At 63.0% G+C, this 14709-nt stretch carries 19 protein-coding genes; 7 read left to right on the forward strand and 12 right to left on the reverse strand.

Annotated elements, in window-relative coordinates; genetic code table 11:
- The 5 genes from BLX42_RS00145 to flgB form a co-directional block, all read right to left on the reverse strand.
- The coding region (locus BLX42_RS00145; protein WP_218580300.1) for a flagellar basal body protein at positions 1 to 170 on the reverse strand (170 nt) is incomplete at its 3' end.
- Positions 171 to 174: 4 nt separating this feature from the next.
- Entirely contained in the window at positions 175 to 1323 is a 1149-nt protein-coding gene (gene flgE, locus BLX42_RS00150) for a flagellar hook protein FlgE (protein WP_119688080.1), read from the reverse strand.
- A 22-nt stretch (positions 1324 to 1345) separates the two neighbouring features.
- Positions 1346 to 2023 carry a flagellar hook assembly protein FlgD gene (locus BLX42_RS00155; protein WP_161870892.1) on the reverse strand — a complete coding sequence of 226 codons (678 nt, stop codon included), beginning with the start codon at positions 2021 to 2023 and terminating at the stop codon, positions 1346 to 1348.
- Between the two features lie 2 nt (positions 2024 to 2025).
- Positions 2026 to 2433: a flagellar basal body rod protein FlgC gene (gene flgC, locus BLX42_RS00160; RefSeq protein WP_046786943.1), complete on the reverse strand. Its 408-nt coding sequence runs from the start codon at positions 2431 to 2433 to the stop codon at positions 2026 to 2028.
- Between the two features lie 15 nt (positions 2434 to 2448).
- Positions 2449 to 2859, reverse strand: a complete 411-nt coding sequence (gene flgB, locus BLX42_RS00165) for a flagellar basal body rod protein FlgB (RefSeq protein ID WP_046786944.1) — start codon at positions 2857 to 2859, stop codon at positions 2449 to 2451.
- Positions 2860 to 3021: 162 nt separating this feature from the next.
- On the opposite strand from flgB, the gene flgA reads away from it, so the two are divergent.
- From flgA to BLX42_RS00185, 4 genes are all read left to right on the forward strand, one after another.
- Positions 3022 to 3732 carry a flagellar basal body P-ring formation chaperone FlgA gene (flgA, locus tag BLX42_RS00170; RefSeq protein WP_223255141.1) on the forward strand — a complete coding sequence of 237 codons (711 nt, stop codon included), beginning with the start codon at positions 3022 to 3024 and terminating at the stop codon, positions 3730 to 3732.
- Between the two features lie 85 nt (positions 3733 to 3817).
- Entirely contained in the window at positions 3818 to 4114 is a 297-nt protein-coding gene (flgM, locus tag BLX42_RS00175; RefSeq protein ID WP_196997316.1) for a flagellar biosynthesis anti-sigma factor FlgM, read from the forward strand.
- Between the two features lie 39 nt (positions 4115 to 4153).
- Positions 4154 to 4585 (forward strand): flagellar export chaperone FlgN, encoded by a 432-nt coding sequence (gene flgN / locus BLX42_RS00180; protein WP_046786945.1) that lies wholly within the window; start codon positions 4154 to 4156, stop codon positions 4583 to 4585.
- Positions 4586 to 4772: 187 nt separating this feature from the next.
- Positions 4773 to 6800: a DUF4034 domain-containing protein gene (locus BLX42_RS00185; protein WP_161870893.1), complete on the forward strand. Its 2028-nt coding sequence runs from the start codon at positions 4773 to 4775 to the stop codon at positions 6798 to 6800.
- 16 nt (positions 6801 to 6816) lie between these two features.
- Here BLX42_RS00185 and BLX42_RS00190 read toward each other — a convergent pair whose 3' ends face one another.
- Positions 6817 to 7080, reverse strand: coding sequence for an accessory factor UbiK family protein (locus tag BLX42_RS00190; RefSeq protein WP_012312185.1), 264 nt, complete (start codon positions 7078 to 7080; stop codon positions 6817 to 6819).
- Positions 7081 to 7444: 364 nt separating this feature from the next.
- Here BLX42_RS00190 and glnK point away from each other — a divergent pair, with 364 nt between their 5' ends.
- From glnK to sutA, 3 genes are all read left to right on the forward strand, one after another.
- Positions 7445 to 7783: a P-II family nitrogen regulator gene (gene glnK / locus BLX42_RS00195; protein WP_002555808.1), complete on the forward strand. Its 339-nt coding sequence runs from the start codon at positions 7445 to 7447 to the stop codon at positions 7781 to 7783.
- Positions 7784 to 7831: 48 nt separating this feature from the next.
- Complete coding sequence (locus BLX42_RS00200; protein ID WP_046786947.1) at positions 7832 to 9166, forward strand: ammonium transporter; 1335 nt, start codon at positions 7832 to 7834, stop codon at positions 9164 to 9166.
- A 429-nt stretch (positions 9167 to 9595) separates the two neighbouring features.
- The gene (gene sutA, locus BLX42_RS00205) at positions 9596 to 9925 is read left to right on the forward strand and encodes a transcriptional regulator SutA (protein WP_046786948.1); all 330 of its coding nucleotides are present in this window, start codon (positions 9596 to 9598) and stop codon (positions 9923 to 9925) included.
- Between the two features lie 80 nt (positions 9926 to 10005).
- Here the strand turns inward: sutA and BLX42_RS00210 are convergent, their stop codons facing one another.
- From BLX42_RS00210 to BLX42_RS00235, 6 genes are read right to left on the reverse strand one after another with little or no spacing between them, the layout of a single operon-like run.
- The gene (locus BLX42_RS00210; RefSeq protein WP_161870894.1) at positions 10006 to 10701 is read right to left on the reverse strand and encodes an HAD family hydrolase; all 696 of its coding nucleotides are present in this window, start codon (positions 10699 to 10701) and stop codon (positions 10006 to 10008) included.
- Positions 10698 to 11597 carry a tyrosine recombinase XerC gene (gene xerC / locus BLX42_RS00215; RefSeq protein WP_012312189.1) on the reverse strand — a complete coding sequence of 300 codons (900 nt, stop codon included), beginning with the start codon at positions 11595 to 11597 and terminating at the stop codon, positions 10698 to 10700. Before xerC ends, BLX42_RS00210 begins: the two co-directional genes overlap by 4 nt.
- The gene (locus BLX42_RS00220; RefSeq protein ID WP_046786950.1) at positions 11597 to 12307 is read right to left on the reverse strand and encodes a DUF484 family protein; all 711 of its coding nucleotides are present in this window, start codon (positions 12305 to 12307) and stop codon (positions 11597 to 11599) included. Before BLX42_RS00220 ends, xerC begins: the two co-directional genes overlap by 1 nt.
- A gap of 13 nt (positions 12308 to 12320) precedes the next feature.
- The gene (gene dapF, locus BLX42_RS00225; RefSeq protein ID WP_046786951.1) at positions 12321 to 13151 is read right to left on the reverse strand and encodes a diaminopimelate epimerase; all 831 of its coding nucleotides are present in this window, start codon (positions 13149 to 13151) and stop codon (positions 12321 to 12323) included.
- 4 nt (positions 13152 to 13155) lie between these two features.
- A complete protein-coding gene (gene lysA, locus BLX42_RS00230) occupies positions 13156 to 14403 on the reverse strand; it encodes a diaminopimelate decarboxylase (protein WP_161870895.1) in 1248 nt (415 codons plus the stop codon).
- Positions 14404 to 14412: 9 nt separating this feature from the next.
- A complete protein-coding gene (locus BLX42_RS00235; RefSeq protein ID WP_012312193.1) occupies positions 14413 to 14616 on the reverse strand; it encodes a lipoprotein in 204 nt (67 codons plus the stop codon).
- Between the last annotated feature and the right edge of the window lie 93 nt (positions 14617 to 14709).

The raw sequence follows: 14709 nt of genomic DNA on the forward strand, positions 1-14709 counted from the left end.
ACTGAAACCCGCGTCGGCAGGCCTTCGCCTGCCACCGGTGAAGACTGCATCTGCACCAGTTGCGCACGAAAACCGGGCGTGACGATGTTGGCCAAGTTGTTGGCGACTACCGCCTGTTGCTCGAGTGCCTGGTTCGCCCCGCTCATGGCGGTGAAGAGCATCCGGTCCATGGTGTCAGGAACCGATGTTCACGGCTTGCTGCAGCACTTCGCTCTGGGCGGTCACCGACTTGGCGTTGGCCTGGAAGGTACGCTGGGCGATGATCAGGTTTACCAGCTCGGCGGTAAGGTCGACGTTGGAGTCCTCGGTGGTGCCACTGAGGATCGAGCCTAGCGACCCGCTGCTGGCAACGCCCAGCAGCGCTTGGCCCGAGGCGGTGGTGGCAATCCAGGTGTTGTCGCCATTGGCCTGCAGACCATTTTCGTTAGAGAAGCTGGCCAACTGGATCTGGTCGATTTCCTGGGTTTGATCGTTGGAGTAGGTAGCGATCACAGTGCCGGTGTCATCGATGGTGAAACTGATCAGGCTGCCCGAGGTATAGCCGTCCTGGGAGATGCTCGATACTTCGGAGTCGTTGCCGAACTGCGTGGTACCGGTCAGGTCCAGCGCGATGGACATCGTCGCCGCACCGTTGGCCGGGTCGTAGGTATAGGTGCCTGTTTCGCCGCTGGTGATCAGGCCGCTAGAGCTGAAGGTAACTGTCTGGCTCTCGCTCAGCAGGTTGCCATCGATGGCACTGTGGATGTCCCAGGTGTTTTCGGCGGTTTTGCTGAAGTACAGCGTCGAGGTGTGGCTGTTGCCGAGCGAGTCGTAGACCGTGGCCGTGGTCGAATAGGAATAGGTCGATGCATCGGTGGCATCGAAGGTATCGGTAATGATGTCTTCGCTGGCATCAAGGTTCAGCTCTGCATCCAGTTCCGTACTGGCGCTGGCCTGCATACCGCTGGTGGGGATCTGGATCACGCCATTGGCACCAAGCAACTGGTCGCCGGCCGAGTTCACCAGGTAGCCGTCGGCTGTCAGCGTCAGCTGGCCGTTACGCGAGTAGACGGTCTGCGTGCCATCGGTGAAGGTGAAGAAACCGTCGCCATTGATGGCCAGGTCCAGGCTGTTGTCCGTGGTGGTCAGGCTGCCTGACTCGAAATTCTGCACGACACCGGACACCGTTGTACCCAGGCCCACATCGGCCCCTGAGTAGACGTCGGCGAACTGCACCGTAGAGCTCTTGAACCCCACGGTCTGCGAGTTGGAGATGTTGTTGCTGACGACCTCCAGGTCGGTGGATGCGGCGGTCAGGCCGCTGAGCGCTTGGGAAAAGCCCATGGTTGTTCTCCGTGATTAGGGTTCAAAGCACCAGCTTGATGTCGCCGAGGCCGACGTTGTCGTTGACGCCGCCCAGATCGTGCGCAACCTCGTCGCTGCTGTCGGTGGTCACACCGGTCACCAGGGCGTATTTCAGTGCGGTTGCGGTCACGCTGGCGTCATCGCTGGTCGCACTCACGGTGAAGGTGTAACTGCCATCGGCGGCAGTCGTGCCGTCGTCCTGCACACCGTCCCAGTACAGGGCCTGAGTACCGGCGCTCATGTCGCCTGCGTCCAGCGTGGCGACCACGTTGCCGCTGCTGTCCGAGATGTTGATGGTGACGCTGTCCGCATCGCTGCCCAGGCTGACGCCGAAGGCGGTGGCGACGCCGCTGGCCACCTGGATGCTGTCGCCTTCGATCAGCACGCCGTTACCGACCAGAGCAGAGGCCTGCAGGGTCTCCGATGCGCTGATCTGGCTGGAAATACCCTCCAAGGTGCTGGTCACTTCTTCGATGCTGCTGATGGTGCTGATCTGCGCCAGCTGCGTGACCATCTCGCTGTTGTCCAGCGGGTCGGTGGGGTCCTGGTTCTGCAGCTGGGTGGTCAGCAGTGTGAGGAACTGGTCTTGCAGCTCGTCAGCGCTGGAGGCTGTGCTGTCGCTGGTGCTGCTGGTGCTGTTCATGGTCGAGAGGACCGAACTTGCGATGGTGCTGGTCATGGTCAGGCCTCGCCAAGGGTCAGGGTCTTGAGCATCAATTCTTTGCTGGCGGCCATGACTTCGACGTTGGCCTGGTAGGAGCGCGAAGCGGAGATCATGTTGACCATCTCGCCTACGGGCTCGACGTTGGGCATGGTCACGTAGCCCGATTCGTCGGCCAGCGGGTCGCCGGGGCGGTACTCCTGGCGCATGGGCGAGCCGTCCTCGATCACCTGGCTCACCCGCACGCCGCCCACTTCGCTGCCGTCCTGGTACTGGGTCTCGAATACCACCTGGCGGGCGCGATAGGCTTCGTTGTCCGGGCCGCTGGTGGTGTCGGCGTTGGCCAGGTTGCTGGCGGTCACGTTCATGCGCTCGGACTGTGCGCTGAGCGCCGAGCCGGCGATGTCGAAAATACTGAACATGGACATGCGGTTTACCCCGGGTTATTCGGATTGCATCGCGTTCTTGAGCGACTGCAGGCGGTTGTTCAGGAAGGTCAGGCTGGCTTGGTAGCGGACGCTGTTGTCGGCGAACTGTGCGCGCTCCCGGTCCATATCCACGGTGTTGCCGTCAAGGCTTGGCTGGTCTGGCACGCGGTACAGCAGTTCATGCACCGAACTGCTGCCGCTGGAGGCATGCAGATGACGGTCAGAGGTGGTGGCCAGGGACATGCTGCTGCGCGAGCGGCCCTGGTTCAGGGAGCTGGCCAGTTCGGTGGCGAAATCGAAGTCCCGGGCGCGGTAGTTGGGCGTGTCGGCGTTCGCGATATTGTTGGCCAGCACTTGCTGGCGCTCAGCGCGCAAGCTCATCGCGTCTTGCGCAAAGCGCAGCTCGTTGTCGAGTTTGTCGATCATGCCTGCGGCCCGTGCCATCTGTTGAACGGCGTGCAGAGTAGAGGGGATGAGCATGGGGCAAAGGCCGGAACAGACCGCTATTTGGCGAGCAATTCGACCTTTGCGTTGTTGCAGAGCTGCCTAGAATGCTGCGCCTGAAACTCTACAAGAGGCATCGGCTCGATGACCGGACCACTTACCGTAGGTGCTGGCCTGGCGCGTATCTGCCGGTCGCTGGGGATGCTGTTGTGCCTGGCCCAGGCCAGTGCCGCGTTCGCTCAGGACGATGCGCTGCAGGCTCGGGTTAGGCAACTGATCGAACCGCGACTGCCGGCGGGTAGCCGCCTGACGCTGCTGGACATCGGCCAGCCGGTCTCGCGAATCAGTGCCTGTGCCGTACCCCGACCCTACCTGGTGCACCCGCGCCGCCTGCCCGTCGGGCGTGTAGCGATGGGCGTGCGTTGCGCAGGTCAGGATGGCGTGCTCGGCTACCTGCAGGTGACGGTCAGCGCCGTAGGCAGCTATGTCGTGAGCGCACGCAGGATCAAGGCAGGCGAGGTCATCCAGGCCAATATGCTGATCAGCCGGCGCGGGCCGCTGCAAGATCTGCCCCAAGGCAGTGCATTGCGCGCCGAGCAGGTGGTCGGCCGGCAAGCTGCTCGTGGCGTGGAGCGCGGCGCCGTGCTTGCGCTCAAGGGGGTTCGCGAGCGCTGGCTGGTTGAGCGCAACCGCCCCGTGGTGTTGCGCGCGCAGGGGGCGGGGTTCACCCTCAGCCGCAATGGCAAGGCCTTGGACAATGGTGGCCTGGGTAACAGGGTGCGTGTACTGGGCGGCGACGGCCGAATGCTCGATGCTCAGGTCGTTGGCAAGAACGAACTGCTGCTGCGCTACTGATTTTTTGTCAAAAACCTATCGCCGGCCAAAGGTGGCGCGTACGGATGCCGATAGTGTTCAAACCACAGCCAACGAAGCCTCTATCGTGAAAATCATAAGCTCCCCGCTCACCAACCTCCTTCCCTCGACCGATGCCAACCTGGCGGGCGCCGCTACAGCCCGCGTTGCCTCGCAGGAAATGGATACGCTGCCCGAAGACGCTGTAGAGCTCTCGCAGGTCAGCGACCTCAACCCAACCGACCCTGCGGCGGATGTTGACCTGGAAAAGGTCGCCGCCCTGCGTCAGTCCATCGCCGATGGCAGCCTGCAGGTCGACTCGCAGGCCATCTATGACAGCCTGGTGGCCGACTTCAGGGAAATGCTCGACAGTGAGCCGACATGAACGGCCCTTCGGCGCAGCAGCTCTGAAAGTGGGTGGCCTATGAGTTTGGGCAGGCACTTGGATGTGCAGCAACGGGTTGTCGAGCAACTGCTGCAGTTACTGGAGCAGGAACGTCTTGCCCTGGCACAGGGGCGGGTGGATGCCGAGCGCTTGCGCGAACTGGTCGCTGGCAAGCAGGCGGCTCTGCTGCGATTGGAGCAGTTGGAGGCCATGCGTGCGACGGCGCAGTTGAAGCTTGGCTATGGCCCTGGACGGGAAGGGGCGTTGCGGGCTGCCCGGGACGCAGATTGCCTGAGTGCCTGGCGGCGTTTGCGTCAGTCGGCGTTACGCGCCCGGGCGCTAAACAGGGTGAACGGTGAAGCCTTGGGCCTTCGCCTCAAAGGCAATCAGCAGATCCTAGATTTCCTTGACCGCATTACCGCAGACCGGCTGTATGGCCCCAATGGGCTGCCGGTATCCAGCTTGTTGTGATGCGCGGCGGGCGCAATAAGCCAGCGTTGTTGTTTTTAGGTCCAGGTTTCCCTGCTTTTTCACGCAACCTGACAGAAATGGATCCAATAACTTTGCGCCCGGCAAAGCTATGGCTTAGTGTTCAACCGTTACTGCCTTGCCAAGGGATGGCAATGCATCTCCTCCAAATGGACTTGAGGTACTGCCCGTGCAAACGCTCATTCGCACCCGCCAGCAGATCCTGGAGCGGGTAAAGGCCAAGGAGTTCGCTGAACTCAACCATTTCTTCGATAACCTTCAGGCGCAGTGGCGGCAAGCGCGCCCAGGGGAGTGCCCGGCCTACCTTGAGGCTGTTCAGGGGCACATGCTGGTCGACTGGGATGTAGAAGGCAGCAAGGCCCTCACACAACGCCTCAAAGCCTGGATCGATGCCTGCCCCAAGGCTTATCACCCCCAGGTAGCCATGGGCTTTCACTGCTTCAATCGCGCTTGCCGTATTCGCGGTACGGTTGCCGCCAATGAGGTGTCCGCAGCGCGCTGGCTGGCCGCCGAGCAGGCCTGCGAAATGGCCGCAGCGCACTTCCTGCGGGCCATTGAGCGTTGCGCGCAGCCTGTAGCGGCGGCGATCGGTATGTTGCAGATCAGTGCGCATTTTCGTGAACCGGGCTGGCTGGTGGAGCTGTTTCATGGCCGGCCGGCGCGCTTTCGGCCCAGCGCCCATGCCGATGTCGAAGTGCAGGAGGCTGCGGCACCGCTACTGGTCAAATATGGGCTGGCACCGCTGGTTGAGCTGCCGCAAGTGCTGCCGTCGTGCCTGAGTGCCCGCCTGCCCGCTGAGCAGGAACCTGCGCGGGACTACTGGCTGCGCCATGCCTTGAACTGGTTCCCTGGCTGCTTCGAGGTGGTCGAGGCCTATGCCAGCTACCTCACACCCCGTTGGGGCGGTAGTTATGAGGCCATTGATGCCGTGGCCAGCGGCCCTTTGTGCCGGGGCTGGCCTGAAACCCTGCGTAATGCAATCCGCTGGCTGGCACTTGAGGATCAGTTCCGGCTGCCTCCTGCCGATCAGGTGCAGCAAGTCACGGCTTGGCAGCGAGTCTTTGAGCGGTGGATGCAACGCGAGCTCAGGCCAAAGGAACGCGCCACGCTCATGGCCCGGCGAGGGGCTTTTCGCCGCTTTTCGCTAAAGGATTACCCCGGTGCGATGCACGACTTCGTCGCTTCTGTGGCGCTATACCCCGACCACGGCTTCGTACCGGCCATTGGTGAGCCGTTCTACAGCTTTGTCTGCCTGGTAGTGACCCATGGCGTGCAAGACGATGCGCACAGCTTGCGTATCGCCATCGAGCGGTTAAGCGAAAACCGCAGGCAAGCGGCGGCCTGTGCGTTGCGGTCCGTGGGGCACCAGTTCGGGTTGTGGGGTTTCAGGCAATGCGCCGAGCAGGCGCGTATCTGGCTGCACGCTGCGGTGAAACGGCAGTGCGGGCGCGAGGGGCTGGGCTTTGATGTACTCGAGGTAGCCCGCCTGCTTTGGGCCGCCAAGTATTACGAGGCCGCGTATTTCCTCTATAGGCAGTGTGCCGAGTGCAAGTTGCCCGATGCCGCAGCCGCGCTTTACGCGCTGCATTGCGGTCGGCTCGAGGGGACGCCGGAACACTACATAGACTCTGGGGCAGCAGCGCATTGGCTGCTGTGTGCCGCGCAGGCAGGCAGCCAGATGGCCAAGTACGACCTGGCCTGCCAACGCATGCGTAATGACCAGAACTTGAGCGAGCGTAGCGCGATGCTGGCGGTAAGGCGCTTGCTGCTCGATTGCCTAGGCAACGAGGCGCTCGATGCCCAGGCCCGCTTGCAGTTGGCCATTCTGCAGCGCCAGTTCGGCGACCCCCGGGAGCGCGCAGAGGCGGTCGCCTACCTGCTGGATCTGGTGCACTACCCTGATTGCGCGATAGCCGGGCGTGCCAGCGCGGAGCTAGGCCTGGCCTGGATGCACGGGCATGGTACGCGCAAGCCGAGCCGCTTCGCGGCCATCGAGTGGGCCAACCGTGCGGCCGCGCTGCAGCCGGGGGATTCGGCCATCGAGGGCATTCAGGCCCGGATTCGCAACTCGCACAACCTGTTCAGGACGCTGTTCACGGTGTGCGGTGCAATGCTGTTTCGAGGGGACCTGCATGCCAGTGAGCTGCCGCCCAAGCCAAGCAGCCAGGCACCCGGCCGGCTACGGGCTCCCGCGTGAGGGCGGGGCGCGGAGCTTAATCCTGTGCCGCGGGTGCCATGCGGGCTTCCAGCTCGGCGACCTGCTTCTCCAGGGCCTCCAGGCGCGCACGGGTGCGGGCCAATACGACCATCTGGCTGTCGAATTCTTCACGGCTGACCAGGTCCAGCTTGCTGAAGGCACCTTGCATCAGCACCTTGAACTGGCTTTCCAGTTCGGCGCGGGGCTGGGCGGTATCGCCACTGAACAGGCGCGAGGCCTGGTCGCTCAGGGCATCGAGAAGGGCTTTGGGCGCGAGCATGATCGGCTGTCCACTGCTGACGGGAAATGGCCGGCAGTGTAACACGGGCCCGTTTTGCGTTCCGTTGCACATTTTTCGAGCAGTCCCGCGCAATGCTGCGCACCAAGACTGTGCATCTTTTCAATGCTGGCGACTGGCCAAGCCTGACTCTTCCACGCAACTGCCTGTTTTTCGGCGCTTTAACGGAACTGGCAAGGTTTCTGCAAAGACCTGTACGAGCCATGCACTGATGCAGTTCCTTGTGACCAGGCAGTGCGCACGCGGAGCCGGATGCCGACGACGCGTTACAAAGCCAACCGCTGCGCTTAGACTTGAGACGGGTTTGTTTTCCTGGGGCAAGTCCACCAAATCGGGAGAGAGTTTCATGAAGCTAGTCACAGCCATCATCAAGCCGTTCAAGCTGGACGACGTGCGAGAGTCACTGTCGGAAATCGGCGTGCAGGGCATCACCGTCACCGAAGTCAAAGGCTTCGGTCGGCAGAAGGGTCACACCGAGTTGTATCGCGGTGCGGAATACGTGGTCGACTTCCTGCCCAAGGTGAAGATCGACGTCGCCATCGACGACAAGGACCTCGATCGAGTGATCGAAGCCATCACCAAGGCTGCCAACACCGGCAAGATCGGTGACGGCAAGATCTTCGTGGTGAATCTGGAGCAGGCAATCCGCATCCGTACCGGCGAAACCGATACCGACGCGATCTAAGCGCCCAAAAAAAGCCTCACCAAACCCAACGCCCCAGGAGAAAACAACATGACTCTGCGTAAGATCGCAGGGCTAGGAGCCCTATTGTCCCTCGTAATGCCGGGCCTCGCCCTGGCAGAGGAGGCTGCCGCCCCAGTACTGAACTCCGGTGACACCGCCTGGATGCTGACTGCCACGGCGCTGGTGCTGTTCATGACCATCCCGGGCCTGGCCCTGTTCTACGGCGGTATGGTGCGTTCGAAGAACGTACTCTCGGTGATGATGCAGTGCTTTGCCATCACCGGCCTGATGAGCATTCTCTGGGTCGTTTACGGTTACAGCATGGCCTTCGATACCACTGGTATGGAAAAGGGCGTGCTCAACTTCAATTCCTTCGTCGGCGGCTTCTCCAAGGCGTTCCTCAGCGGCGTAACGCCGGACGGCCTGACGTCGGCTGCCGCACTGTTCCCTGAAGCGGTCTTCATTACCTTCCAGATGACCTTCGCCATCATCACCCCGGCGCTGATCGTGGGTGCCTTCGCCGAACGCATGAAGTTCTCGGCGATGCTGGTGTTCATGGGCATCTGGTTCACCCTGGTCTACGCACCGATCGCGCACATGGTCTGGAGCGGTGATGGCGCGCTGATGTGGGACTGGGGCGTGCTCGACTTCGCTGGCGGCACCGTGGTGCACATCAACGCCGGTATCGCCGGCCTGGTCTGCTGCCTGGTACTGGGCAAGCGCAAAGGCTACCCGACCACCCCGATGGCCCCGCACAACCTGGGCTACACCCTGATGGGCGCAGCCATGCTGTGGATCGGTTGGTTCGGCTTCAACGCCGGCTCCGCTGCAGCCGCCAACGGTACTGCCGGCATGGCCATGCTGGTGACCCAGATCGCCACCGCTGCTGCAGCGTTGGGCTGGATGTTCGCCGAGTGGATCGGCCACGGCAAACCTAGCGCCCTGGGCATCGCCTCGGGTGTGGTCGCCGGCCTGGTTGCCATCACCCCGGCTGCCGGCACCGTGGGCCCGATGGGCGCCCTGGTGATTGGCCTGGTGTCTGGCGTGCTCTGCTACTTCTGCGCTACCACCCTCAAGCGCAAGCTGGGTTATGACGACTCCCTGGATGCCTTCGGCGTGCATGGCATCGGCGGCATCATCGGCGCGATCCTCACCGGTGTGTTCGCGGCACCGGCCCTGGGCGGCTTCGGCGCGGTCACCGATATCGGTGCGCAGGTCTGGATCCAGGCCAAGGGCGTGATTTTCACCGTGGTCTACACCGCCATCGTCACCTACGTGATCCTCAAGGTGCTGGACGTGGTGATGGGCCTGCGGGTCAACGAAGAAGAAGAGTCGGTCGGCCTCGACCTGGCTCAACACAACGAACGCGGTTACAACCTGTAACTGCGACGCTGGAAAAACTTGCCCGGCTTGCCGGGCATTTTTTTGCCTGTTTTTTGCCATTTCCCGCAGAGCAAACGGTTTATCAGCCACGTTCGCGACGTAAGCCAAAAACTTACAACAAGCAGGGCGTTTATGGAGCTTTGCTTTTTCCACGGGCGCGCTAGAATGCGCGCCGAGAGGTGTTGCACGAGTTGTCCGCACGCTTCGTCAGCCTTTGCTAGGCTTGCCAATAGCGTGTGGCCAGCAAGGGCTGCAAGGTTTTGTCAGGTCCTGCCAGGAGCAGGGCCTGCCGGGCGGGGCGTCCCATCAGGAGTGCCGTCCCAAGGGCAGTGGCCAACCCACGGCCAGTTGAATTTTCACTGGTGGCTGCCGGTCTACGGCTGCACTGGTCTATAACTAACCTGCTTTTCGCAAGTCATGAGGTAGAACATGAGCGACGACGATCTGGAAAATGATGACCTCGAAGTAGGCGACGAAGACGAGGCTGATGATAGCCTCGACGCTGCGGCTGGCGATGGCGCCGAAGACGCTGGCGATGACGACAGCAGCCCGGCACCGGTTGCCAAGGGCAAATCCAAGGCGGCTGTCTCGGTAGACGAGATGCCGAGCATGGAAGCCAAGCAAAAGGAGCGTGATGCCCTGGCCAAAGCGATGGAAGAATTCCTTTCGCGCGGTGGCAAGGTGCAGGAAGTCGAGGCCAATGTAGTCGCCGACCCGCCCAAGAAGCCGGACAACAAGTACGGCAGCCGCCCTATCTGAGTGGCTGAACACCAAAAAGCCCGCCGTCGCTGCGGGCTTTTTTGTGGCTACTGGTTTTCACTGCCGCAAAGCGGCCCCTGTCAGCGCCAGCGCGCAAGTATGTCGGGCAGCTGCGACAGGCGCTGGACTTCGGCATCCGGCGGCGCTTCCCCCAACCAGGCCTTGCCCTGGGGGTTGAACCACACCGCACGCAAGCCTGCGCGCTGGGCGCCGCCAATGTCATCACCGGGGTGATCGCCAACATGCACGGCGGCACTGGCCTCTACTTCGCCACGCTTCAGCGCTTCGATGAAGGGCGCCGGGTCTGGTTTGCCTATCCCCAGGTCCTCGGCGCACAGGGCGAAGCGGAAGTAATCGGCCAGGCCCAGGCGGCGTACGTCGGCATTGCCATTGGTGACCACGCCCAGGGTGTAGTGGTGGCGCAGAATTTCCAGCACCGGCTGCACTTCGGGGAACACCTCGACCTGATGTCGGGCATGCAAGAACACCTCAAACCCTTCGTTGGCCAGCTCCTGAGCGTGCTTTTCGCTGTATCCCACCTCTTCCAGCGCATGGAACAGCACGCGCCGGCGCAGGGCGCTGATACGGTGCTTGAGGCCCGGCTCGGCCTGCACCAGACGTTCGCGGATGGCGAACAGGTGTTCCACTGGCACGCCGCCAAGTATGGGAGCATTGGCCTGCAGCCAGTCGCGTAGCACGACTTCCGCGCTGGCAATCACTGGCGCGGTGTCCCACAGGGTGTCGTCAAGGTCGAACGTGATCAGCTTGATGCTCATGAGTCTGTGCCTTTGCTGCGTTTGGCCCGTGGGTGGGCGCTGTCGTACACCGCGGCCAGGTGCTGGAAGTCCAGGTGGGTGTAGATCTGCGTGGTGCTGATGTCGGCATGGCCGAGCATTTCCTGCACCGCCCGCAGGTCCTGGGACGATTCCAGCACATGGCTGGCGAATGAATGGCGAAGCATGTGCGGGTGCAGGTGCTGGCCCAGTTCGCGTTCACCGGCTGCCTTGACCCGCATCTGGATAGCCCGTGGCCCCAGGCGATTGCCTTGGCGGCTGATGAAGACGGCGCCGTCACGCGGGCCGCCGATGCCGCGCAGCCGCAACCATTGCTGCATGGCTTCGCGCGCCTTGCGGCCGACGGGCAGCACGCGCGCCTTGCCACCTTTGCCGAGCACCTGTACCAGGCCGGCAGCAAGGTCCAGGTGCTCAAGGTCGAGGTTGGTCAGCTCGGACAGGCGCAGGCCAGAGGAATAGAACAGTTCGAGGATGGCCTGGTCGCGGCGGGCGATGAAGTCGTCGTCCACGCCGCCGTCGAGCAGTTGCAGGGCGCGGTCGGTGTCCAGCACCTTGGGCAGCCGGCGCTCGCCCTTGGGCGCGCTCAGGCCGCTGGCGGGATCGTGCTGGCAAAGGCCTTCACGGTTCAGGTAGCGATACAGCCCGCGTACCGCCGACAGTAGCCGCGCCAGGCTGCGCGAGGACTGCCCCTGATGATGCTGGCGGGCGATCAGTTGGCGCAGTTGCTGGATCTGCAAGGCGCCCCAGCCCGCGATGCCCTGGGTGTTGCAGTATTCGATGACCTTTTCGAGGTCGCGGCGGTAGGCCAGCAGCGTGTGTTCGGACACCTGGCGCTCGTTGCGCAGGTGGGCGCAATAAGCCTCCAGCTGGCGTTCCATCAGCGCACCGGGCGCAGGGGCTGGGTAACGCGCGGGACCACGCGGCCGAGCACTTCGGCGATGTAGCCAAGGAACAGGGTGCCGACGCTGCTCTTGTAGTGTTGCGGGTCGCGGCTGCCTATTGCCAGCACGCCGTGCAACCCTTGGTACTCCAGGGCAGCGACGGCGCTGGAGCCCACTTCATGGTGCTGCTCCTCACCGAACAGGAAGGCCAGTTCGTGCTCACGCAGGTTGCCACTGACTGTCTTGCCGCCGCCCAGCAGCCCGCCGATGGCCTGCTGGGCCTCGGCATTACTGACCCAACGGCCGACTGGCGCTGCATGGTCACCGAACAGGATCAGGCTGACGAACGGGACCTGGAACTCCTGGCGCAGGCTGTCTTCGACCGCCATGACCACTTCTTCCAGGCTGCCGGCATCGAGCAGGTCGAGGATCAGCCGGCGAGTCTTGTCGAACAGCCGGTCGTTGTCCCGGGCCACGTCCATCAGTTGCGACAGGCGATGGCGCATCTCGATGTTGCGATCGCGTAGCAGTTTGAGCTGGCGTTCCACCAGCGACACGCTGTCGCCACGCTGGTGAGGGATACGTTGCTCGACCAGCAGTTCGTCGTGTTCGGCGAAGAAGGTCGGGTGGGCGCGCAGGTAGGCGACCACCGCTTCGGCATCGAGCTCACTGGACTGCTGGGGTACAACCTTGGGCTGATCGGTCATGGCGGTTACTCGCTTAGAGACGAACCTGTCCTTCGTAGACGCGTACGGCTGGGCCAGTCATCAACACGGACGTGCCGGGGCCGGCCCACTCGATGTGCAGGCGCCCACCAGGCAGGTCCAGGGACACCGGAGAGTCCATCCAGCCCTGGCTGATGGCTGCCACGGCTGCTGCACAGGCACCGGTGCCGCAGGCCTGGGTCTCGCCAGCGCCACGTTCCCATACCCGCAGGTTGGCGCGGTGGCGGTCAACGACCTGGAGGAAACCGGCGTTCACCCGCTGCGGGAAGCGTGGGTGGTTCTCGATTTTCGGACCCAGGCCATGGACCGGCGCAGTACGTATGTCATCGACACGCAGCACGGCATGCGGGTTACCCATGGATACGGCAGCAATAGAGTGCAACTCGCCGTCGACTTCCAGCGGGTAATTGAGCGCCTGCTCATCAGCGACGAATGGGATTTCGGCGGGAATGAAGCGCGGCGGGCCCATGTCGACACACACCTGGCCGTCGTTCTGCACGTCCAGCTCGATGATGCCGCCCTTGGTTTCAACGCGGATGCGCTTTTTCGCGGTCAAGCGTTTGTCCAGCACGAATCGTGCGAAGCAGCGCGCACCGTTGCCGCATTGCTCCACTTCTGAACCGTCGGCATTGAAGATCCGGTAGCGGAAATCCACTTCCGGATTGTTCGGTGCCTCGACGATCAGCAGCTGGTCGAAGCCGATGCCGGTGTGGCGGTCGCCCCATTGCTTGGCGTGCTTGGGCTGGATGTGTGCGTGCTGGCTGACCAGGTCCAGGACCATGAAGTCATTGCCCAGCCCATGCATCTTGGTAAAACGCAGAAGCATGGGGTCACTCCGGCAGCAGGCTTTCGCCAGCGTACAGTTCGGCAATGGTCTCGCGGCGGCGGACTTCGAAAGCCTGATCGCCGTCGACCAGGATTTCCGCACAACGGCCACGGGTGTTGTAGTTCGAGCTCATGACGAAACCATAGGCGCCCGCGGACTGCACGGCCAGCAGGTCACCTTCGGCCAGGTTCAACTGGCGGTCCTTGGCGAGGAAGTCGCCGGTCTCGCAGATTGGCCCGACCAGGTCGTAGGCACGGCCTTCGCCCTCACGTGGGGTGACCGCGCTGACGCCCATCCAGGCCTGGTACAGGGCTGGACGGATCAGGTCGTTCATCGCCGCATCGATGATGGCGAAGTCTTTGTGTTCGGTGTGCTTGAGGTATTCCACGCGGGTCAGCAGGGCACCGGCGTTGGCCACGATGTAGCGGCCTGGCTCGAACACCAGGGCCAGGTCACGACCGCCGATGCGCTCGCGGATGGCCTTGATGTAATCGGCTACCAGTGGCGGCTCTTCGTCGCGATAGCGCACGCCAACACCGCCGCCCAGGTCCAGGTGGCGCAGGTGGATGCCGCAATCGGCCAAGCGGTCGACCAGGTCCAGCAGGCGGTCGAGGGCGTCGAGGAAGGGCTCTACGGTGGTCAGCTGTGAACCGATGTGGCAGTCGACACCGACCACTTCCAGGTTGGGCAGCTGCGCGGCACGCACGTAGATGGCTTCGGCGTCGGCGATGGCGATGCCGAACTTGTTCTCTTTGAGGCCGGTGGAAATGTACGGGTGGGTGCCGGCATCGACGTCCGGGTTGACCCGCAGCGAGACCGGGGCAACCTTGCCCATCTCGGCGGCAACCACCTGCAGGCGCTCCAGTTCGTCGGTGGATTCGACGTTGAAGCAATGAACGCCGACTTCCAGCGCCCGGCGCATGTCTTCGCGGGTCTTGCCGACGCCGGAGAACACCACACGGTCAGCCCGCCCACCGGCGGCCAGTACCCGCTCCAGCTCACCGCCGGAAACGATGTCGAAGCCTGCGCCCATGCGAGCCAGAACGTTCAGCACGCCAAGGTTGGAGTTGGCCTTGACCGCGAAGCACACCAGGTGCTCGACACCTTGCAGGGCATCGGTATAGCTGCGGTACTGGGCCTCGATGTGGGCGCGCGAGTACACGTAGGTGGGGGTGCCGAAACGTTCGGCGATGGCCGACAGGGCCACGCCCTCCGCGAACAGTTCACCGTCGCGGTAATTGAAAGCGTTCATCTGATTTCCTTACTGCTCTGGCGTTTGCTCGGGCTCGATTGGCTGCTCATCCTGTGGCTGGACAGGCTGAGCGTGCTGGTGCTGATGCGACTTCTGGCTGCCCTTGCCGTCCTTGCCGTCTTCTGGCAGGTACAGGGGGCCTTTCTGACCGCAGGCCGAAACGAGGCAGGCAACCGCGACCAGCGCCGCGAGCGAGGAAATCAGGCGCTTCATGGGTGAAATCCTTTGAAATATGCAGTATTGCGCCCGAGTATACCGAGCGACTGCCGGATTGCCTATGCAAGAGCCGGTCCGCCGGGCGGGCAG

Origin of the sequence: Pseudomonas sp. SG-MS2 (genome assembly GCF_009933855.1) — a bacterium.
Taxonomy (GTDB): domain Bacteria; phylum Pseudomonadota; class Gammaproteobacteria; order Pseudomonadales; family Pseudomonadaceae; genus Aquipseudomonas; species Aquipseudomonas putida_E.